This window comes from Pedobacter folensis (assembly GCF_056490665.1).
Genome location: NZ_JBWJIF010000001.1, coordinates 1,028,410 through 1,048,128, shown reverse-complemented (window position 1 = coordinate 1,048,128; position 19,719 = coordinate 1,028,410). Strand labels below are relative to the sequence as shown.

Sequence of the window (19,719 nt, the reverse complement as noted above, 5' to 3'; positions counted from 1 at the left end):
TGAAATTATTTAAAGCAAGTCAGTTACTTGTAAAAAGCTATCCGCGAACCAGTTTTTAAGAGTTTCTTGGGGTTTTCAAAAGTTGAGGGGTTGAACTAAAAGGTACATGATGTGGATGGTTAGCAATTTATCGCTTAGTTATTCTCAGGTGGCTTAGGAGGTCAATAGTTTTGAAAATGAGTGGTCCGGTGTTAATGGCTGTCGGCAGTCCTGCTATCCCTTCAAGTCCTCACTCGTACCTCGCTGCGGGCTTTCCGTTCTTTCACCTGCCCCTTGCAGGCGGGGGTTTATTTAATCTGGGTCGCTGCTTCTAACCCTTAAATTAATGCTATCATCAAATTGCCAGGTTATTTATCCGTGCGTTTGGATCGAGCGCAAACAATTAAATGTCTTAAAGGAGTAAATGCGCGTTAAGGATTGTAAGGGTTCAGTACCGGTTTTCACCGGTACCGGAGCGAAGCGCAGCCCTGAAAAGCCTGACCCTTTCCCGTATTTCACGGGATTGGGTAACGCCCAAATCTGTAAGCAATTTCTACTAGTCAGTTTACAAGCTTTCGGAACCCTGGTTATTAGAATTTAAAATAATAGCAAAAAAGATATAAATTGTACCTTCAACAATCCGCAATGTATTTTTTGTTTTACTTAAACGTTTTAGTCTTTCGTTTTATGCATATTTGAAGATAAATTAATACCTTAGAATTTTCAATAAAACAAGCTAAATTTTAAAAAGATATGATTAAAAAAATTATCCTGCCTTGTCTTTTGCTATCGGCCATGCTTGCATCAGCACAGCAGAATCTGGTGCAGTATGTTCGGCCCATTATCGGCACCTCAAAAATGGGGCATACTTATCCTGGTGCTACGGTTCCATTTGGCTCAGTACAGCTAAGTCCCGAAACGGATACTTTATCTTACGAAGTAAATGGAAAATACAACGGCGATGTATATAAATACTGTGCAGGTTATAAATATGAGGATAAAACAATTACCGGTTTTAGTCATACCCATTTTAGCGGTACCGGTCACTCAGATTTAGGCGATTTTCTCATTATGCCAACCCAGGGTAAATTACAGTTAAACCCTGGTACGGCATCAGATCCTAAAAGTGGTTACCGTTCTGCATTTTCGCATGCCAACGAAGTTGCAGAGGCAGGTTATTACAAAGTAAAGTTGGATGATGATAACATTACCGCCGAATTAACCTCAACCACGAGGGTAGGGATGCACCAATATACTTTCCCTAAATCAGATCAATCGCACATTATTTTGGATCTGATGGCTGGTATTTACAATTACGAAGAAAAAACGGTTTGGACTTACGTTCGCGTGGTAAATGACACCTTGATTACAGGTTACCGCCAAACCAACGGATGGGCCAGAACCAGAACGGTTTATTTTGCGATGAGTTTTTCTAAACCTTTTAAAAGTTATGGCCGTAAAAGCTACGATGCCAAACAAGCTTACAGAGGTTTTTGGGGCAAATTTAACCAGGAACAGAACTTCCCTGAAATTGCGGGCAAAAAGCTAAAAATGTTCTTTGATTTCGATACCCGGGAAGGAGAGAAGATCAAAATTAAGTTTGCCTTATCGCCGGTGAGTCAGGAAAATGCCTTGCAGAATATGCGTGCAGAAATCTCGGGTTGGGATTTCGATAAAGTAAAGGCTCAGGCACAGGCGACCTGGAATAAAGAATTGAATAAAATACAGGTAACTACTTCTAACGATAATAAAATTAATTTTTATACTGCATTGTACCATGCTTTTATCAATCCTACAACCTATACCGATATCAATGGTGAGTATAAAGGTTTAGATCAAGGGGTACACAAAGCAGAAGGCTTTACCAATTACACTACATTCTCGCTTTGGGATACATACCGTGCTTTACATCCATTCTTCAATATTACGCAGCCTGGCCGCAGTAACGATATGGTAAAATCGATGCTGGCGCATTACGATCAAAGTAGCTTGCATATGTTGCCAATCTGGTCGCACTATGCTAACGATAACTGGTGTATGAGTGGTTATCATAGTGTTTCAGTAATTGCTGATGCGATTATAAAAGGTACCTATAGTGGCGATGCCAACAAGGCTTTAGATGCCTGTATTGCAACAGCAAAACACCGCGACTATGAGGGAATTGGCTATTATATGGATAAAGGTTACATCCCGGCCGAAAAATCTGGCATTTCAGTTTCGAATAACCTGGAATATTCTTACGATGACTGGTCGATTGCACAATTGGCTAAAAAATTAAACCGTATGGATGTTTATGATGAATTTATCAAACGTGCTAACAACTGGAAAAACAATTACGATAGTGCTACTGGTTTTATGCGTCCGAAATTGGCGGATGGAACATTTAAAAAAGAATTTGATCCAAAAGATACCGAAGGACAAGGTTTTATTGAAGGCAATAGCTGGAACTACAGTTTCTTTGTGCCACAGGATCCGGCTTCGCTGATCGAAATGATGGGCGGTAAAAAGAAATTTGCAACCCGTCTGGATACTTTATTCACCATGCATTTACCAGATGAGTTTTTTGCGCATACGGAAGATATTACCCGCGAAGGTATTATTGGTGGTTATGTACATGGTAATGAGCCTGCACACCATATCGCTTACCTGTACAACTGGACCGATCAGCCATGGAAAACACAGGCGCAGATCCGTCACATCTTAAATATGCAGTACAAACCTACTGCCGATGGTTTAGGTGGAAATGACGACTGCGGGCAGATGAGCGCCTGGTACATGTTCTCTTCTTTAGGGTTTTATCCGGTAGCACCAGGTTCTGATGTATATTCGTTGGGTAGCCCATTGATTAACAACGCTGTAATTAACTTAGAAAACGGCAAAACATTTACGGTTGAGGCCATTAAACAGAGTGATAAAAATGTTTATGTTGAGAAAGTTTTACTGAACGGCAAAGAAATTACCGATCATAAAATTAAACACTCAGATATCACCAATGGCGGAAAGCTTAGTTTTTATATGAGCGCTAAGCCTAAAAAATAATTTTTCTCATCCCTGTACAAATTAAACCGTTGACTAATTTAGTTAACGGTTTTTTTACCTTCCGAATATCGTCATTTCGAGCGCAGTGCAACGTAGCCGAGAAATCTGTCTCGAGATAGATCTCTCCACTCCACTACGTTCCGGTCGAGATGACGACTTTTTTAAACTGTAAGTCTGAGCATAACCAAAGTTCATTATCAATCAAATTTCTTTGTTTTCAGTGCCTCCTTGGATAAAAGAATACGCCAGCTCTTTAAAGTAATATCACCAAACTACCTGCAACAATTAAGCCTCCACCAATTAATGTTTTTGCTTCAATCGGTTCTTTTAAAATTAAAAAGGCTAAACCCATCGCAATAGCTACACTTAATTTATCAATCGGTGCAACTTTAGAAACATTTCCTGTTTCGAGCGCTTTAAAATAGAAAATCCACGATAAACCTGTCGCAAGGCCCGATAAACCTAAAAATATGAGGTTATTTTTGCTCAATGTTTTAAGCTGGGTAATTTCTCCTGTGGCCAGCACAATGCCCCATGCAATAAATAAGATCACAATGGTTCTTATGGCTATTGCTATATTTCCATTAACACCTTTTAATCCAACTTTAGCTAAAATGGCTGTCGCAGCTGCAAATACAGCAGATAATATGGCATAAAATTTCCACATATTAATTTTGTTTAATCTTCATTTATAAATGCGTTTATGGTAAATAAACTATACAATTCTGTAGATAATCTGTTTTGTAAACTGAAAATGAAAATAAATTTTGATTTCTAAATTACCCATCGTAATATTGCGATAAATAATTATGGGACTTACCAAAACAGAAATCTTTACCGAAGAGCAAAACCAGATGGCGGCGTTATTAAAAGCGATGGCTCATCCTGCGCGGATTGCGATTCTTCAGCGTATCCTTAAATCGAATACCTGCATCTGCGGCGATTTAGTGGAAGAACTTGGGTTAGCGCAGGCTACTATTTCTCAGCATTTAAAAGAACTTAAAAATGCAGGCATTATACAGGGGACTATTGAAGGGGTGAGTATCTGTTACTGTATAGAACCTAAAACCTGGAAGTTATTACAAACACAGCTGGGCGATTTCTTTGCCTCGTATAAAGGTGAGCAAAACTGCTGTTAAAAATTTTTTACATAAATCAATCGTTAAATTGCAATATTATGATCAATACATCTTCAACCGAATGGAGCAGCTTTAAGGCCGCACTTCAACAACATCCTGAATTGGTATTACAGTTTCAATATGCTCCTGGTAAATGGGTAAACGCCAATTATCACATTACCGAAATTAAACAGGCACCCATTGTTTCGGTAGATTGCGGAGGCGTGATGAACGCCTGGACAGAAATCATCGTACAGTTATGGGAACCTACCGAAGAGGAAGCGGGCAGGGCCATGCAGGTGAAAAAAGCATTGTCTATCATTAACCTCGTGGAAAGTAAGCTTCCTTTAAACCCCAATGGAGTGGTAAAAATTGAATTCGGTAATTCTGCGTTCGATACGAGACAGATGTTTCCGGGCGAATTTAAAATTGATGGGGAGAACCTGATTTTAGATCTGACACCTGATGTTACGCAATGTAAAGCGATTAACCGCGGAGGAAGTTGTGGTACTACCGAAACAGGTGAAGAATGTTGTGCACCTGCCCAGCCGGTAAAAAGAAAAATCGAACTGGTTAATCTGGCAGCTGATCAAAATAGCTGTAATCCGGGAAGTGGCTGTTGTTAATCATTCAAAATTTAAAAACATGAAAAATGTATTGGTACTTTGCACGGGGAATAGTTGCAGAAGTCAGCTGGCAGAAGGTTATTTAAAATACTTTGCTCAGGATAAAGCCAAAATCTACAGTGCAGGGATCGAAGTTCATGGCGTTAACCCAAGGGCGATAAAAGTAATGGCTGAAGATGGGATTGATATTTCTGGTCAAACCTCGAACAATATTGAGGAATATTTCGATATTCCTTTCGATTATATAATTACGGTTTGCGATCACGCAAAAGAAAGTTGTCCGTACTTCCCAACGCAAGCGATAAAACTGCACCATAACTTTCCAGATCCTGCTAAAGCGGTAGGGACTGAGGAAGAAATTATGGCTCAATTCAGAAATACCAGAGATCTGGTAAAGGCTTATATGAAGGATTTTGTAGAGAAAAACTTAAAAGGCTAATAGGTCAGCACGCCGGCAGTTCAAAGGAAACACCTTTTTTTTAGACTGTTATTTAACGCTGTGGACTTTACAGACCTCAAAAGAAAAACGTCATCTCGACTGAAACGCAGTGAAATGGAGAGAGCTATCCAGACAGATTTTGCTTTGCAGAGCCTTCGGGTTCTCGACTTCGCTGCGCTCCGCTCGAAATGACGATTAAGTTAGATGCTATGCGCCAACCTCATCGAAGTTGGTAGCTGTTGCCAGGTATTTCCAATTGGCCATATCTCTTTGTACATCTGCAATTTTTGCATCAGCAACCTGATAAGCATCCGGACCTAAGAATAAATGAAGCGGTGGATTTTCGCTTTTTGAAGCTTCAATAATCACCTCCACTGCTTTGGCCGGATCACCAGGCTGTTGATTATTAATGTTGTTCTGATGCGCTGCTTGCGAATCGCGCACTTCTTTGTAGGCATCAATTGGTTTATTTGGCACTGCTAATGATCCCTCAGTAAGAAATGCTGTTCTGAAATAACCTGGTTCTACAACTGTTGCTTTGATGCCCAGTGATTTAACTTCGGCAGCTAAGGACTCGGTGAAACCAACCACAGCGAATTTTGTCGCGCAATAGATGCCAAAACCAGGGAAGTTTCCTGAAAATCCACCGATTGAAGAAATATTGAAAATGTGTCCAGATTGTTGTTTCCGTAACTGAGGAAGCACCTTTCTGATCACGTTTAACGAACCGAAAACGTTCACATCGAAATTTTGACGCGATTCTTTATCGCTTAATTCTTCTAAAGCGCCCAGCATGCCATAGCCCGCATTATTTACCACTACATCTACCTGGCCAAATTTGCTGATTGTTTGGCTAACTGCGGCTTCTACGCTGCTTTCATCAATTAGATCAACCGCTAGCGGCAAGAAGTTTTCGTGTTCGCCAACTGCTTTTGTTAAGTCGTTCAGGTTTCTTGAGGTTGCAGCAACGTTAAGACCATTGCTTAATAATGTTTTTACTAGTGTTAGTCCCAGGCCTTTTGATGCACCTGTTACAAACCATACTTTTTGATTTTCCATAATAAATTTTGTCTGTTAAATTAATTTTCGTCGAAATCTGTCGAAATGGTAATGGCTTTCCAGTCTTTAAATTCCTTTTGTAGCGATTCTATTTTAGTATTCGCCCTTTGGAAAGCGTCGTTCCCTAAAAGCAAATGAAGGGGTGGATTTGGCATGCTGGCCAGTGAGATCATTGCAGCAGCAGCTTTCTCAGGATCACCGATCTGCTGACCATCCATTTTTAGGTATTTACTGTGTATTGCACGCACTTCTTCGTATTCGGCAATTGGATTAGCTGCCAAAATCAACGAATCAGCCGTTAAGAAACTGGTTCTGAATGCACCAGGTGCCACAACGGTTACTTTTATGCCAAACTCTTTAAGATCTTCCGCTGATACTTCTGATAAGGCAATTACTGCCGATTTTGCTGCAGCGTATACCGCCCAGCCGGTGGCACCTGCGATGCCTGCAATTGATGCGATGTTGATGATGTGCCCGGCCCGTTGTGTCCTTAAATAAGGTGAAGCTTTTCTGATGACATTGAGTGTACCGAAAACATTAACATCAAAACTATTGCGCGTTTCTGCGTCACTTAGTTCTTCGATACTGCCTCCGATTCCGTAACCCGCGTTATTGATGACCACATCAATTCTTTCAAACTTTGCAATGGTCGCCTTTATCGCATCCTCCACACTTTGTTCGTTGACCAGGTTAACCGCCAGCGGAAGGAATTTTCCGCCATCATTATTTACTGCTTTTTTAAGTTCACCGATATTTCTTGATGTGGCCGCAACATATTGGCCAGCATTTAGCAACTGATGAACCAAACTTAATCCTAAGCCCTTTGAAGCTCCGGTAATAAACCAAACTTTTTTCTTGCCCATAGTTTTATCTTTTTTGTTAAGACAAAATTACAGTGAAGATGAATCACGTTTATTACGTTAATCAAACTGATGATTACGAAATTCAAACAATCCGGTAAGAAGTAGGGGTATGGTTGGTCAGTTTTTTGAAAAAGTTATTAAAATGGGTAGGTTCTTCAAACCCCAGGCAATAACCTATTTCCGATATATTCCAGTCGGTATGTTTCAATAAAGCCTTGGCCTCACTTAATAAGCGCTCAGTAATATAATGTGTAGTGGTTTTGCCAGTGGTTTCTTTAATTGCACGGTTTAAGTGGTTTACATGTACCGAAAGCTGCGAAGCGTAATCTTTGGCCGAGCGCATGGTAAACCTTTGCGTGGTCGTTTCGATGGGGAACTGGCGTTCCAGTAACTCCGTAAAAACAGAAGTAATCCTGGTATTGGCATCAGTATGCTTGAATAAAGCTTCTGATGGCTGTGTTTTGAGGGCGAAATGTGTAATTTCAGTAATGTAGTTTCTGAGTAAGTCGTATTTATAAATGTAATCAGAATTGATTTCCTCAAACATTTTAGCAAAAATAGCCTCAATTTGCGCATCCTGTTTATCATCCAGAAAGTAAGCAGGTTTTCCTCCGGGCACAAACATGGGTAAATCGCCAATATTTCCACGGATCTTTTCGGTAAAAAAGGCTTCGGTAAAAATGCAGAAGAAACCCGTTACGTCACTTTTATTGCCACTGGCCAGTTCCCAGGTATACGGAACCAAAGGATTGAAAAAGATAAGTGCGGTACCATTTATCTCAATACTTTTATCGGCGTAGTGGTAAACATTATGACCACGGGTAAGGCATACTTTATAATAATCCCTGCGGTTATAGCTCATTGGCTTATGATCATCCCTTAAACAATCTTCCAGTTTAAAAACGTTAAAATGACCTACGCCATTCTGTAGGTTGTCGGGCAGGAACTTGAATTTGTTCTGGTAAAAATCTTCAATGGTTTCTGGCTTGTTCATAAATCAAAGTTACAAAATTCAAACCTAAAACAAATTATGGTGCTGTGATGAAAGCCAGCGTTCCAATTAAAAGGAGATTGCGATGATAAAAATATTTGTATTTAATATACCGATTGGTATATATTTGCATCGTCAATTTAAAAGAGCATGACCAAGGCAGAAAAAACGAGAAATTTCATTGTAGAGAAAACCGCACCCATTTTTAATATGAAAGGTTATGCGGGTACTTCTTTAAATGATATTACGGCTGCTACAGGTTTAACCAAAGGCAGTATTTACGGCAACTTCGTCAATAAGGATGAAGTGGCCTTGGCGGCTTTCGATTATAACCTGAACAATGTGGTGTCGAAGGTAGATGCGGAGATCAACAGACAAAAAGATGCAAAGGATAAGTTACTGGTTTATATCAATATTTATCAAAACTTTATCAATGGTACGGTGTCGGAAGGTGGTTGTCCGATTTTAAACACTGCAATTGATGCGGATGATACGCATCCGGCATTAAGGGAAAGGGCAGTGAAAGCTGTACTGGGTTGGAAGAACAGGATAGTGAAACTGGTTGAAGCGGGCATTTCTGCCAAAGAAATTCATGCAGATCATCATCCGGAACAGATAGCACTTACCATTATTGCCATAATAGAAGGTGGGATCATGATTTCGCGGCTGACCGCAAAACCAGCACACTGGAATTTAATTATGGATTCGTTAAAAAAATATATCAATAGCCTCGGCTAAAAATTTTTAAACTAAAATATACCGATTGGTATTTTATTATGAAAAGAACCAGGACAATAAGTTGGGAAAATCCCTTGATAGGCGCGAAGGAAGCGATGCAGATGGATGGTATAGCTTATCTGCAGGCCATGAGCAATCATCAATTCCCTTTACCTCCACTGTTGCATACTTTGGATTTTAGTGTAAGTGTGATTGAAAAGGGGAATGTAGTTTTCGAATTTACCCCTCAGGAATTTCATTACAACCCGATTGGTACGGTGCATGGCGGGGTAATCACGGCTATTTTAGATTCGGCTATGGGTTGTTCGGTACATTCGCTTTTACCTGCCGGAAAAGGATATACCACTTTAGAGCTTAAGGTAAATTTCCTAAAAGCCATTACCATTCAAACCGGAAAATTAAGAACCATTGGGAAGGTGATCAACCTTGGCGGTCGTACTGCCTTAGTAGAAGCACAGTTAGTTGATGAAAATAATACCATTTACGCTCACGCGGTGAGCACTTGTTTAATCTTAAAATTTTAAAAAAATATAAAATGAAAACTTCACAAAATACCGTTTTATTGATCGGCGGAACAGCCGGTATCGGATTAGAAATCGCAAAACAGTTAACTGATTTGGATAATCATGTTATAATTACTGGCAGAAACCAGGACAGGCTGGATGCAGCTGCAGCATCATTACAAAATGTAACTACCATTCTTTCTGATGTGAGCAAAGCTGAAGATGTGGATCAGTTGGTAAGCCGCATCAAAGCCGATTTTCCTCAATTAAATATCGTCATTAACAATGCAGGAAGGGCATTGCTTTACAATTTGGCCGATCCAAACCAGGATGCTTTTGCGAATGCAGAAGATGAAATGTTAACCAATTACCTGTCTATCATCAGGATTAATCAAAAATTATTGCCAGTTCTAAAACAACAGGAAGCTTCAGCTATCGTAAATGTATCCTCTATCGTTGCTTATGTTCCAGGGGTTACTTTACCTACTTATGCAGCCAGTAAAGCAGCATTACATTCTTACAGTACTTCGTTAAGGTTGAGTTTGGAAGAAACATCTGTTAAAGTTTTTGAATTGATGCCGCCTTTAGTTGATACCGAATTTTCGAAAGAAATAGGTGGTCATAATGGCATCAAACCTTCGGTTGTTGCGGAAGACCTTTTAACTGCTTTGGCCAATGATGAATTTGAAATCAGGGTAGGTGATACCGCTAAAATTTATGAACTGTTCAGACAATCGCCAGCCGATGCCCTGAATGTGATGAATGCCAACAGAAAAGCCTGGATTGATTCGGTTCAGAATTAAAAAATACAGCAGGAATGAAAAAGAAGGTAGCATTTGCATTTATTATGGCGGTTTTTACTACAGGAATAGTTACTTTCGCGGCCATAAGTGTTAATCTTGGATTTACATCGGTCTTTATGAAAGTTTGGTTAAAATCATGGGGCATTTCTTACATTGTAGCCATTCCTGCTATATTAATTATTGCCCCACGCGTACAATCATTGGTCGATTATTTATTCAAGGATATTGACTAAAAATTATTAAAATGAAAAGAGTAGTAGTAACAGGTTTAGGTGCGATAACACCGCTTGGTAATACCGTTGAGCAATTTTGGCAACAGATATTAGCCGGAAAAAGTGGCATTGGCCCCATTACAAAATTTGATTCGAGTAAATTTAAAACCCATTTTGCGGGTGAAGTAAAAGATTTTAATCCTGAAGCATACCTGGATAAAAAGGAAATTAAAAAGTTTGATTTGTTTACCCAGTATGCCATTGGCTCGAGCGACCAGGCAATAAAAGATTCGGGATTGGATTTCAGCGCAATGAGCGATGATCAATTGGCTGAAGTTGGTGTAATCTGGGCAACCGGAAATGGTGGGATAGGTACTTTTGAAGCACAACTGGAAGAATTTCATGCAGGTGATGGCACACCAAGGTTCAGTCCGTTTTTTATTCCGAAAATGATTGTTGACATCGCTGCAGGTGCCATTTCTATCCGTCATAAATTGCGTGGTCCGAATTATTGTACCGTATCGGCTTGTGCATCATCAAATACTGCCATTATCAATGCTTTCGATACCATTCGTTTGGGCAAAGCAAGTATCATGATTGCAGGTGGCTCGGAAGCAGCGCTTACCAAATCATCGGTTGGCGGATTTAATGCCGCTCAGGCTTTATCAAAAAATAACGATAATCCTCAGGGCGCTTCAAAACCTTTTGATGCCGATAGAGATGGTTTTGTGATGAGCGAGGGTGCGGGCGCATTGGTTTTAGAAGATCTGAACCATGCTTTAGCACGTGGCGCACATATTTATGCAGAGATTATTGGTGGTGGAATGGCAGCTGATGCTTATCACTTAACCGGAACACCTCCTGATGGAGTTGGTGCGGCTTTGGGGATGACAAAAGCTTTGAAGGATGCCGGAATTACTGCCGATAAAATCGATTATATTAATGCACATGCTACTTCAACCGGATTGGGTGATTTGAGTGAACTACAGGCCATTAATACTGTTTTTAACGGTTTGCCAGTAGTGATTGGCGCAACAAAATCAATGACAGGTCATTTACTTGGTGCAGCAGGAGCGGTTGAAAGCGTAATCAGTATTTTATCAATCAGAGATAATGTAATCCCGCCTACCATTAATACTAAAAACCTGGATGAAAACATCCCGAAAGGATTGAATTTCGTATTGGAAGATAGTATTAAAAAAGAGATCAATTATGTTTTAAACAACACATTTGGTTTCGGTGGTCACACCGCGAGTACTATTTTTAAAAAGTACGAGGCTTAATTGATTTTATCATTCCCAGCTTAATTGGAAATTTAATAAAGTGTTTGGTTAATCGCCAAACACTTTTTGTTTTAGGTTTAAATCGTGTCGTCATCTCGACTGGAGTGCAACGAAATGGAGAGATCTGTTATGTAAGATCTCAAATACTATACTTGTCTTAGCGTCTCGCTAAGACCCTAATAATTTTCTATCATACTGGCCTTAGCGTCTCGCTAAGACTGTAGTTTTTTTGCCACGGAGACACAGAAAGCAAGGTGAATTTATTTGTAAAGGTCTTCGACTACGCTCAGACTGACACCCCCGTAGCTATACAATGGTTCACAAACCAATGAACTAATGACCATTGAACTAATGAACAGTGAACCAATGAACCAATGAACTAATGAACCATTAAACCTACTTATCCATCAATAAATTAACCAGTTCTTTCAATTCTTCAATTTCCAGTTCCAATTTTTCTATTCTGTTTTCCAGTTCTGTAGGATCAAATTGTGCTACGGCTATCGTTTCGGTTTCGGGTTCTGTGGTGGTTTCGGCTTGCTCGCCTAAAAGATGAACAAAACGGGCTTCCTTCTGACCAGCTTTCTTGGCCAGTTGCTTAACAAAGGCAGGTTCTTCGTCTGATAGTTTCTGAAGTTGTTCCAAAACTTCTTCTATACTTTCAAATTCATATAATCTTCCCGAATTACTATTGATTTCACCCGGTGTTAACGGTCCGCGTAAAAGTAAAAGACAGATAATGGCTAACTCCGATGGCACTAAAGGATAAACAATGGCCAGATTATGTTTGTATTTAGTTGCACGGCTTGATCCTCCTGTAGCAGTGGAGATTAAACCTTTTATTTTAAGTTGATTGAGTGTTAAAGTGATGGTTTCCTCATCGTAATTTACCACCGGATTTCTCGAGCTTTTCTGGTTACAGGCAGCTGTTAAACTGTTCAAAGTCATTGGGTAATAATCGGGCGTAGTTCTGCTTTTTTCTATTAATGAGCCTAAAACGCGTTGTTCTTCTGCTGATAAATCGGGTAGTGGTTTTACGTTGTCCATGTTATAAAAGTATAAATTGGTTGAACATTTTGAAAATTATTTTGTTAATGATTTGTTTCTAAGGCGTTATATAAAAATATTACTCAATAGAATAATTCTAAATTTCTGAATGGCTACAATAAGAACTTAAGAATTACGAACTTAGGAGTACATCCCAATATCTAAATATCCAATTATGAAATCTTCCGATCAGAAACCAAATCAGGGTGATAGCAGGCGCGATTTCCTCAAAAAAAGCTCAGTAATTACCGCCATTGCCTTAACACCAGGCGTTGCTGTTAAAGCCGCTGAAAGTAATGCTGATGAGCGTTTCGCAGAACTTTTTGAGAAAATTCCCTTAAAGCTTACGGTAAATAATAAAGCTTATCAAACAACAGTAGAGCCCAGGGTAACACTTTTAGATTATTTGCGGGAAGAACTGCACTTAACAGGCACTAAAAAAGGCTGTGATCATGGTCAGTGTGGTGCTTGCACCGTTCATGTGGATGGACAAAGGGTAAATTCCTGCCTGAGTCTGGCCGTGATGAATGAGGGGAAGAAAATCACTACAATTGAAGGTTTGGCAAACGGCGATACTTTACACCCCATGCAGGCGGCATTTATCAAACACGATGGTTTTCAGTGCGGGTATTGTACACCTGGTCAGATTATGTCGGCCGTAGCCTGTGTGCGTGAAGGTCATACCGGTTCGAGAGCAGAGATAAGCGAATATATGAGTGGAAATATCTGTAGGTGTGGTGCTTATCCTAATATAGTTGATGCAATTATTGAAGTTAAGGAAGGAGGCGAAACGGTATGATCAATTTTCAATATTTAAGAACAACCACGGCAAAATCAGCAATTGCCTTATTGGTAAAAGATAAAAATGCAAAATTCCTGGCTGGTGGTACCAATCTGATTGACCTGATGAAAAGAGGGGTTACTGCACCCGAAAAGCTCATCGACATCAATCATGTTCCACTGAAACAAATTGATCAGATTGGGAATAAAATTCACATTGGTGCTTTAGCTTCCAATACAGCTGTTGCAGATCATGCCCTGATAAAAGAGAAGCTACCCTTACTTTCATGGGCTTTACAGGCAGGGGCATCTGCGCAACTGAGAAATGTAGCTACGGTTGGTGGTAACATGATGCAGCGTACACGTTGTGGCTATTTTTACGACACTGAAATGCCTTGTAACAAACGTCAGCCCGGAACGGGCTGTGGGGCCATGGAAGGTTTCAACCGCATGCATGCTATTTTCGGGACTTCAGAGAAATGTATTGCCGTTCATCCCAGCGATATGTGTGTCGCTTTAGTCGCTTTAGATGCTGAAGTGATATTGGCCAACGCCAAAGGAGAGCGTAAAATGCCATTTAAAGAATTTCATCGCCTGGCAGGAGATACGCCGCAGTTAGACAATAACTTAAAGCTTGATGAAATGATTATCCGTTTGGAGATTCCGGTGAATAACCTGGCTAAAAATTACCATTATCTAAAAGTTAGGGACCGGGCTTCCTACGCTTTTGCACTGGTATCCGTAGCAGCAGCCTTTGAGATCAGCAATAATAAAATTACCGACATTCGGCTAGCCATGGGTGGTGTAGCGCACAAACCCTGGCGTTTAACGGCATCTGAAAATTTCTTAAAAGGAAAAGAAGCTACCTTGTCGAATTTCGAACAGGCGGCTCAGTTGGCCATGAAGGATGCTAAAAGCTTTGGAGGGAACGACTTCAAACTTAAACTGGCACCCAATACGATTATTGAAGCGTTGAATCTTGCAAAATCAAAAGCTTAGTTATGGAAAAGAGAATGTTAAAAGACGATAACGATCGCGTAGATGGAATTTTGAAAGTTACCGGACAAGCTAAGTATTTTGCTGAATATGAATTACCTGGTTTAACCTATGGTGTTTTGGTAACCAGTACCATTACCAAGGGGAAAATTACTGCGCTTGATACCAGGGCCGCTGAAAAAGCACCGGGTGTAATTGCTGTGGTTTCGCACTTGAATAAGCCCTCAGCAGCTGCTTATGAGCAGGAAGGTGGTCCGCAGATGAAGATTTTTTATACTGATAAGATTTTTTATAACGGGCAACCCATTGCAATCGTGGTGGCGAATACTTTCGAAAGGGCTACTCATGCCGCCTCACTCGTTAAAGCAACCTATGCCAAAGAAGAATTCAATACCGATTTTGAAAAGGCTTTAAAAGATCCGAAGGCTAAAAAGCTACAGGGGCAAGCTGACTATAAACGAGGCGTAGAAAATGCCTATAAAACCGCGGAGGTAAAGCTCGAAGAAAGATATTTTCTGCCAATTGAAACACATAACCCGATGGAACTGCATGGGATTATTGCCGATTGGCGACCCAATAACCAAATTACCGTTTATGCCAAAACACAGGGTGTAAAAGCTACGCAGGGCACTATTGCCAACGTTTTTAAAATTCCGATGGAGAATATTCAGGTGAATTCGGAGTTTGTGGGCGGTGGTTTTGGCATGGCTTTGCGTACATGGCCACTCGAAATTGCAACAGTGATGGCTTCCAAACATATTGGTAAACCTGTAAAAGTGGTGATTACGAGGATGCAGATGTTTACAATGGTCGGTAATCGGCCGGCAGCGATACAAACCATCGGTTTGGGCGCAAATAAAGATGGTAAATTAACAGGTATTACGCATAGGGCGTATGGCGAAACTTCCACTTATGAGAACTTTACCGAAGGGGTGGTGAACATGGCGAAGTTTATGTACCAATGCGATAATGTAAATACTTCGTATGCCATTGTACCGGTTGATCTGGGCGTACCGATATGGATGCGTGGACCAGGCGAAGCAACAGGAGCTTTTGCGCTTGAAAGTGCAATTGACGAGATGGCGCATGCCCTTGATATGGATCCATTGGATTTTAGAATCAAAAACGATCCTGAAACCGATCAGCAGAAAAATAAACCCTTTTCAAGCAAAAACATTAAAGAAGCCTATAAAATCGGGGCCGAAAAAATAGGATGGAGCAACCGGAAAAATAAACCGGGTAGTTTGACAGAAGGACCATGGCAAACCGGTTATGGGGTAAGTGTGGGGGTGTTTAACGCCAACAGGGGCAAGGCCAGCGTGAAGGGGATTTTAAAGGCTGACGGCTCGCTGCTTTTGCAAAGTGCAACCAGTGATATTGGCCCGGGAACAGGAACTGGCATGACTTTAATTGCCAATAAATTAATGAAGATTCCTGTAAATAAAATTACGTTTGAATTGGGCGATTCTTCTTTGCCACCAGCACCAAGTCAGGGTGGATCGGCTACATTATCTACCGTAGGTTCAGCCGTGAACGATGTTTGTGTGGCATTAAAGTCTGCAATTGCAGAACTGGCCGCAAATTCAAATATGGATGCTACGGCTAATTTTGTTGATGTTTTAAAAAAGAATAACCTGCCGCAAATAGAAGTAACCAAAGAGAGCCAGGGCGGCAAGGAAAAAGATAGTTACTCGATGTATTCGTTCTCGATTCATTTTGTGCAGGTCAAAGTTCATTCCCTAACAGGCGTAGTAAAAGTGAGTAAAATTGTTTCCGTAGGCGATTCAGGTACCATTGTAAGTCCGAAAACGGCACGAAGTCAGATGCTAGGCGGTGCAGTGGGTGGAATTGGGATGGCGCTAACGGAAGAATCCATCATCGATCACCGTTATGGAAGATACATCAACAACAATTTTGCCGATTACCACGTTCCGGTAAATGCGGATGTACCAGAGATTGATGTTAATTTTATCAATAAACCTGATCCTTATATTAATCCCATGGGGGCAAAAGGTATGGGCGAAATAGCCCTGATCGGTTTTTCTGCAGCAGTAGCCAATGCCGTTTTTAATGCCACCGGAAAAAGGATCAGAACATTGCCGATAACACCCGATAAGATTTTGGCATAATTACTTCTCTAAATATCTTAAACAAAAAATGCGTCCCGATTTTATATCGGGACGCATTTTTTGTTTAATCACTATCTTTAAATTATTTAGCAACGGCCTTACCATTGTAAGTTGCTGCTAATTTTAGGGCATTATAAGTATTTACAATGCCACCGCTGATACAAAGGTCGGAGAAAGGAACAGAAATTTTTTCTGCCCCAGGTTCTTCGCTTTTAGCATATTCTACATTATGGTTAACCTTCGTTACCGATTTAACAATAATTTCTTTCACCTGGGCAGCCGTTAATTTAGGGTAATAAGAGCGGATTAATCCCGCTAAACCCGCTACAACAGGAGAGGCCATACTTGTTCCGTCTAAGTTTTTGTATTTAGAACCAGGTACTGATGAATAAATTTTAACTCCAGGCGCAAATACATCTACCTGCGTTTTACCGTAGTTAGAGAAACTAGCTTTAAGTGTTTCATCATCTTTAGGACCTGATGCACCAACGGTTATCCATGAAGCAATGGTTTTTTCATCTAAATCTTTGTGGTTAGGAAAATTACTTTCTACATCGATGTTTTTGTTTTCGTTACCGGCAGCCTGTACAATCAATACATCTTTTTCAACGGCATATTTCATCGCTTCGTTAACAACTTCTTTGTTCTCAGTATAAGGCTTGCCGAAACTCATGTTAATTACCTTAGCACCATTATCAACAGCATAACGAATTGCGTTTGCAACATCCTTATCTCTCTCATCACCATTAGGCGTACAACGAACACCCATAATAGCCACATTATCCGCCACACCTAAAATGCCCAGTTTATTTGTTCTGTCAGCGGCGATAATACCTGCTACGTGCGTGCCGTGCATGGCATCAGGACCAGCTATATCATTGTTTCCATAAAATTTCTCCTTAACATTGTTCGGGTCATCGCCCACAATAGCGCGTGGATCGTAGTCGAGATTTAAATTATAATTAACCTGGCGGCTATAATAGTCAAAGCCCTCTGTAATCTGCTCCTCATAAAAATCTTTAAAGGTATTTTTTCCTAATTCCTCAATTACTACCGCTTGTACCCGGGCATCAACATCGGTAACTGGTTTAAAATTTTTAAAGTCGTCAAGGCTAGGGTCTGGTTTGCCAATTTTTTTGACTACTGCATCAAGCGCTGCTTTGAAACCTGTTAACCCTGCCAGATTTTCTTTAGCTTCTGCCAGTTGCTTTTCTAAATCAGCTCTTTGTGCTTTAAATACAGCAAAGTCCTTTTTATCTTTTTCTGCAACATTTGCATCAGTGGTATTGGCAAAACGGTCTTGATTATGGCGTACTAAACGCGTTAACTCCAGCGTTTCAAAATTTATAGATTCTTTTGGGCCACCAATAAAGTTCCAGCCGTTGATATCGTCGATATAGCCATTTTTATCATCGTCTTTGCCATTACCCGCTATTTCTTTGGTATTAACCCACATTATCCTTTTTAAATCCTCGTGATTAGCTTCTACACCGCCATCATTCACGGCCACGATCACTTTAACAGATTTTTTCCCCTTTAGAAGTTCTTTATATGCTTTTTCGGTACTGATTCCGAATGTACTATCGGTTTTAAGATCAAGATTTTGCCAATTTGCTTTTTGTGCATGGACTAAAGTTGGTACAGCACTGATGAGCGCGACACTTAAAAGCGCGCTGAAAATTCTACTCTTATTCATTTATGTATTTTTGTATTAAACGGCGAAAGTTAATTTTAATTTCTTTTTAGAAAGAAATTGTATTAAAAATGATGTCTTTCACACATTTTGTTCATTTATACGAGGCTTATAGAAAATCGTCATCTCGACCAGAGCAATCTATTCACACAGATTCAGCTTCGCTGAGCACCATGTGGTGCTCGACTTCTCTCGAAATAACGATTTATCTTTATTGAAAAACAATCTATTTTAAGTTCGCTACAATCTTTTTGGCCATTTCATCGTGCAATTCGATTACCTTCAATGTATTACCAGCCCAGGTTTTAATGGCCTGATCGCGGTTCTGCATGCCGAGTTTAAACAAGTTTATTGTTTTTTCATGATCAGTAACCATCATTTGCATATAATGTAGATCAAAGGCTGTACCGGTTATTTTCTTCATTTCATCCAGGTGGATCTGATCATCTGCAGGCAAGGCATCGGGGGTAATTACCTTTTTGTTTATGGCCAAAGCCTTTAATTCTGTATTGGCTTTCGTATGATCGGTTAACATTTTGGCTGCAAATTCTTTTACCTCAGCACTTTTGGCATTGGTTTGGGCAATTTTGGCTGCTTCAACTTCCATAATGCCGCCAACAGCTGCTTTTCTTAAAAAAGTTGCTCCAGCCTCATCAACACCCGATTCGGTACTTTCTGCACCTGTAACATGGTTGCCGTTTACCATGTTGGTATCTCCAGAAATACTGTCTTTAGTGGTAGCCGATTTTTTATCAGCGGTTTGACAAGCTTGAAAGGAAAGCGCTAAGGCAATCCCGGCGGACAATAAAAATATCTTTTTCATGTTTTCTCTATGTTTTATAGGTTTAAAAACAAGAGCGTTGGAAAAAGGTTTTTTTTATCTATTCTGGGGCTTGGTTATATATGTTTGGAATCACAATACCCATTTGATTTTCCGGGTTTTGGATTGGAGAGAAGCCAAATTGTGCATACAGGCTATGTGCATCTAAAGTAGCTAGCTGGTAGCGCCTTAATCCTTGTAGCTCTGGGTGGAAAATCATAAAAGACATCAGTTTTTTCGATAAGCCCAAGCCACGGTAACTTTCTTTAATGTAAACATCGCAAAGCCAGGCAAAAGTAGCCTTATCCGTTACCCAGCGTGCAAAACCCACTTGCTCCTGATCTTTATAAATACCAAAACAAAGCGAATTTTCTATGGAACGTTTTACGGTATCCAGCGGAATACCTTTTGCCCAGTACGATTCTACACTTAAATAATGATGTATGTCATCGATAACTAAAAGCGCTTTTTTATCAGAAAATATAAATCCGTTTTCGCTGATTTCCATATGAATAATGATTGAATTTTGAATGATTGTTGTGCTGTCAAAATCCGTAATAGCATACATTGCTTAATCGGTCAGTTATTTGGCTGGTTAATC

At 40.2% G+C, this 19,719-nt stretch carries 20 protein-coding genes; 12 read left to right on the top strand and 8 right to left on the bottom strand.

The annotated features are described in order from the left end of the window. Positions 1-732 precede the first annotated feature (732 nt). A complete protein-coding gene (locus tag AC04QZ_RS04240) occupies positions 733-3,018 on the top strand; it encodes a GH92 family glycosyl hydrolase (RefSeq protein ID WP_478356704.1) in 2,286 nt (761 codons plus the stop codon). A 253-nt stretch (positions 3,019-3,271) separates the two neighbouring features. On the opposite strand, the gene AC04QZ_RS04235 is transcribed toward AC04QZ_RS04240, so the two are convergent. Beyond that, positions 3,272-3,685, bottom strand: coding sequence for an EamA family transporter (locus AC04QZ_RS04235; protein WP_478356703.1), 414 nt, complete (start codon positions 3,683-3,685; stop codon positions 3,272-3,274). A 142-nt stretch (positions 3,686-3,827) separates the two neighbouring features. On the opposite strand from AC04QZ_RS04235, the gene AC04QZ_RS04230 reads away from it, so the two are divergent. The 3 genes from AC04QZ_RS04230 to AC04QZ_RS04220 are packed head-to-tail and all read left to right on the top strand — an operon-like array spanning position 3,828 to position 5,201. Then, a complete protein-coding gene (locus AC04QZ_RS04230; protein ID WP_131530111.1) occupies positions 3,828-4,157 on the top strand; it encodes an ArsR/SmtB family transcription factor in 330 nt (109 codons plus the stop codon). Between the two features lie 38 nt (positions 4,158-4,195). Beyond that, positions 4,196-4,762: a DUF6428 family protein gene (locus AC04QZ_RS04225; protein WP_478356702.1), complete on the top strand. Its 567-nt coding sequence runs from the start codon at positions 4,196-4,198 to the stop codon at positions 4,760-4,762. Positions 4,763-4,781: 19 nt separating this feature from the next. Next, positions 4,782-5,201 (top strand): arsenate reductase ArsC, encoded by a 420-nt coding sequence (locus tag AC04QZ_RS04220; RefSeq protein ID WP_478356701.1) that lies wholly within the window; start codon positions 4,782-4,784, stop codon positions 5,199-5,201. A 207-nt stretch (positions 5,202-5,408) separates the two neighbouring features. Here the strand turns inward: AC04QZ_RS04220 and AC04QZ_RS04215 are convergent, their stop codons facing one another. From AC04QZ_RS04215 to AC04QZ_RS04205, 3 genes are all read right to left on the bottom strand, one after another. Beyond that, positions 5,409-6,260 carry an SDR family oxidoreductase gene (locus AC04QZ_RS04215; protein WP_478356700.1) on the bottom strand — a complete coding sequence of 284 codons (852 nt, stop codon included), beginning with the start codon at positions 6,258-6,260 and terminating at the stop codon, positions 5,409-5,411. Between the two features lie 20 nt (positions 6,261-6,280). Beyond that, positions 6,281-7,123, bottom strand: coding sequence for an SDR family NAD(P)-dependent oxidoreductase (locus AC04QZ_RS04210; RefSeq protein ID WP_478356699.1), 843 nt, complete (start codon positions 7,121-7,123; stop codon positions 6,281-6,283). Between the two features lie 82 nt (positions 7,124-7,205). Further along, positions 7,206-8,117, bottom strand: coding sequence for a helix-turn-helix domain-containing protein (locus AC04QZ_RS04205; protein WP_086546522.1), 912 nt, complete (start codon positions 8,115-8,117; stop codon positions 7,206-7,208). A gap of 147 nt (positions 8,118-8,264) precedes the next feature. Between AC04QZ_RS04205 and AC04QZ_RS04200 the strand changes: the two genes are divergently transcribed. From AC04QZ_RS04200 to fabF, 5 genes are read left to right on the top strand one after another with little or no spacing between them, the layout of a single operon-like run. After that, the gene (locus tag AC04QZ_RS04200) at positions 8,265-8,852 is read left to right on the top strand and encodes a TetR/AcrR family transcriptional regulator (protein WP_478356698.1); all 588 of its coding nucleotides are present in this window, start codon (positions 8,265-8,267) and stop codon (positions 8,850-8,852) included. A gap of 38 nt (positions 8,853-8,890) precedes the next feature. Then, the gene (locus AC04QZ_RS04195) at positions 8,891-9,376 is read left to right on the top strand and encodes a PaaI family thioesterase (protein ID WP_478356697.1); all 486 of its coding nucleotides are present in this window, start codon (positions 8,891-8,893) and stop codon (positions 9,374-9,376) included. An 11-nt stretch (positions 9,377-9,387) separates the two neighbouring features. Further along, the gene (locus AC04QZ_RS04190; protein WP_478356696.1) at positions 9,388-10,158 is read left to right on the top strand and encodes an SDR family oxidoreductase; all 771 of its coding nucleotides are present in this window, start codon (positions 9,388-9,390) and stop codon (positions 10,156-10,158) included. A gap of 14 nt (positions 10,159-10,172) precedes the next feature. Beyond that, on the top strand, positions 10,173-10,391 hold the full coding sequence (locus AC04QZ_RS04185; protein WP_086546519.1) for a DUF2798 domain-containing protein: 219 nt from the start codon (positions 10,173-10,175) through the stop codon (positions 10,389-10,391). A gap of 11 nt (positions 10,392-10,402) precedes the next feature. Next, positions 10,403-11,653 carry a beta-ketoacyl-ACP synthase II gene (fabF, locus tag AC04QZ_RS04180; protein ID WP_478356695.1) on the top strand — a complete coding sequence of 417 codons (1,251 nt, stop codon included), beginning with the start codon at positions 10,403-10,405 and terminating at the stop codon, positions 11,651-11,653. A 396-nt stretch (positions 11,654-12,049) separates the two neighbouring features. Here fabF and AC04QZ_RS04175 read toward each other — a convergent pair whose 3' ends face one another. Beyond that, positions 12,050-12,700 (bottom strand): YceH family protein, encoded by a 651-nt coding sequence (locus AC04QZ_RS04175; protein WP_086546517.1) that lies wholly within the window; start codon positions 12,698-12,700, stop codon positions 12,050-12,052. A 175-nt stretch (positions 12,701-12,875) separates the two neighbouring features. Here AC04QZ_RS04175 and AC04QZ_RS04170 point away from each other — a divergent pair, with 175 nt between their 5' ends. From AC04QZ_RS04170 to AC04QZ_RS04160, 3 genes are read left to right on the top strand one after another with little or no spacing between them, the layout of a single operon-like run. Next, positions 12,876-13,499: a (2Fe-2S)-binding protein gene (locus AC04QZ_RS04170; protein WP_086546516.1), complete on the top strand. Its 624-nt coding sequence runs from the start codon at positions 12,876-12,878 to the stop codon at positions 13,497-13,499. Then, complete coding sequence (locus AC04QZ_RS04165; protein ID WP_478356694.1) at positions 13,496-14,479, top strand: FAD binding domain-containing protein; 984 nt, start codon at positions 13,496-13,498, stop codon at positions 14,477-14,479. The genes AC04QZ_RS04170 and AC04QZ_RS04165 overlap by 4 nt, the downstream gene beginning before the upstream one ends. 2 nt (positions 14,480-14,481) lie before the next feature. Then, complete coding sequence (locus tag AC04QZ_RS04160; protein ID WP_478356693.1) at positions 14,482-16,605, top strand: xanthine dehydrogenase family protein molybdopterin-binding subunit; 2,124 nt, start codon at positions 14,482-14,484, stop codon at positions 16,603-16,605. Positions 16,606-16,687: 82 nt separating this feature from the next. Here AC04QZ_RS04160 and AC04QZ_RS04155 read toward each other — a convergent pair whose 3' ends face one another. The 3 genes from AC04QZ_RS04155 to AC04QZ_RS04145 all read right to left on the bottom strand — a co-directional run bounded on the left by AC04QZ_RS04155 (position 16,688) and on the right by AC04QZ_RS04145 (position 19,626). Continuing rightward, positions 16,688-18,301, bottom strand: a complete 1,614-nt coding sequence (locus AC04QZ_RS04155) for a S8 family peptidase (RefSeq protein ID WP_478356692.1) — start codon at positions 18,299-18,301, stop codon at positions 16,688-16,690. Between the two features lie 223 nt (positions 18,302-18,524). Next, positions 18,525-19,121 carry a DUF4142 domain-containing protein gene (locus AC04QZ_RS04150; RefSeq protein WP_478356691.1) on the bottom strand — a complete coding sequence of 199 codons (597 nt, stop codon included), beginning with the start codon at positions 19,119-19,121 and terminating at the stop codon, positions 18,525-18,527. Between the two features lie 58 nt (positions 19,122-19,179). Then, positions 19,180-19,626 (bottom strand): GNAT family N-acetyltransferase, encoded by a 447-nt coding sequence (locus tag AC04QZ_RS04145; RefSeq protein ID WP_478356690.1) that lies wholly within the window; start codon positions 19,624-19,626, stop codon positions 19,180-19,182. Positions 19,627-19,719 lie beyond the last annotated feature (93 nt).

Coding starts and splice junctions, on each gene's coding strand:
- AC04QZ_RS04235 (WP_478356703.1), bottom strand. CDS start 3,685: ATGTGGAAATTTTATGCCATATTATCTGCTGTATTTGCAGCTGCGACA.
- AC04QZ_RS04190 (WP_478356696.1), top strand. CDS start 9,388: ATGAAAACTTCACAAAATACCGTTTTATTGATCGGCGGAACAGCCGGT.
- AC04QZ_RS04220 (WP_478356701.1), top strand. CDS start 4,782: ATGAAAAATGTATTGGTACTTTGCACGGGGAATAGTTGCAGAAGTCAG.
- AC04QZ_RS04195 (WP_478356697.1), top strand. CDS start 8,891: ATGAAAAGAACCAGGACAATAAGTTGGGAAAATCCCTTGATAGGCGCG.
- AC04QZ_RS04155 (WP_478356692.1), bottom strand. CDS start 18,301: ATGAATAAGAGTAGAATTTTCAGCGCGCTTTTAAGTGTCGCGCTCATC.
- AC04QZ_RS04210 (WP_478356699.1), bottom strand. CDS start 7,123: ATGGGCAAGAAAAAAGTTTGGTTTATTACCGGAGCTTCAAAGGGCTTA.
- AC04QZ_RS04205 (WP_086546522.1), bottom strand. CDS start 8,117: ATGAACAAGCCAGAAACCATTGAAGATTTTTACCAGAACAAATTCAAG.
- AC04QZ_RS04240 (WP_478356704.1), top strand. CDS start 733: ATGATTAAAAAAATTATCCTGCCTTGTCTTTTGCTATCGGCCATGCTT.
- AC04QZ_RS04165 (WP_478356694.1), top strand. CDS start 13,496: ATGATCAATTTTCAATATTTAAGAACAACCACGGCAAAATCAGCAATT.
- AC04QZ_RS04175 (WP_086546517.1), bottom strand. CDS start 12,700: ATGGACAACGTAAAACCACTACCCGATTTATCAGCAGAAGAACAACGC.
- AC04QZ_RS04160 (WP_478356693.1), top strand. CDS start 14,482: ATGGAAAAGAGAATGTTAAAAGACGATAACGATCGCGTAGATGGAATT.
- fabF (WP_478356695.1), top strand. CDS start 10,403: ATGAAAAGAGTAGTAGTAACAGGTTTAGGTGCGATAACACCGCTTGGT.
- AC04QZ_RS04170 (WP_086546516.1), top strand. CDS start 12,876: ATGAAATCTTCCGATCAGAAACCAAATCAGGGTGATAGCAGGCGCGAT.
- AC04QZ_RS04230 (WP_131530111.1), top strand. CDS start 3,828: ATGGGACTTACCAAAACAGAAATCTTTACCGAAGAGCAAAACCAGATG.
- AC04QZ_RS04200 (WP_478356698.1), top strand. CDS start 8,265: ATGACCAAGGCAGAAAAAACGAGAAATTTCATTGTAGAGAAAACCGCA.
- AC04QZ_RS04185 (WP_086546519.1), top strand. CDS start 10,173: ATGAAAAAGAAGGTAGCATTTGCATTTATTATGGCGGTTTTTACTACA.
- AC04QZ_RS04145 (WP_478356690.1), bottom strand. CDS start 19,626: ATGGAAATCAGCGAAAACGGATTTATATTTTCTGATAAAAAAGCGCTT.
- AC04QZ_RS04215 (WP_478356700.1), bottom strand. CDS start 6,260: ATGGAAAATCAAAAAGTATGGTTTGTAACAGGTGCATCAAAAGGCCTG.
- AC04QZ_RS04150 (WP_478356691.1), bottom strand. CDS start 19,121: ATGAAAAAGATATTTTTATTGTCCGCCGGGATTGCCTTAGCGCTTTCC.
- AC04QZ_RS04225 (WP_478356702.1), top strand. CDS start 4,196: ATGATCAATACATCTTCAACCGAATGGAGCAGCTTTAAGGCCGCACTT.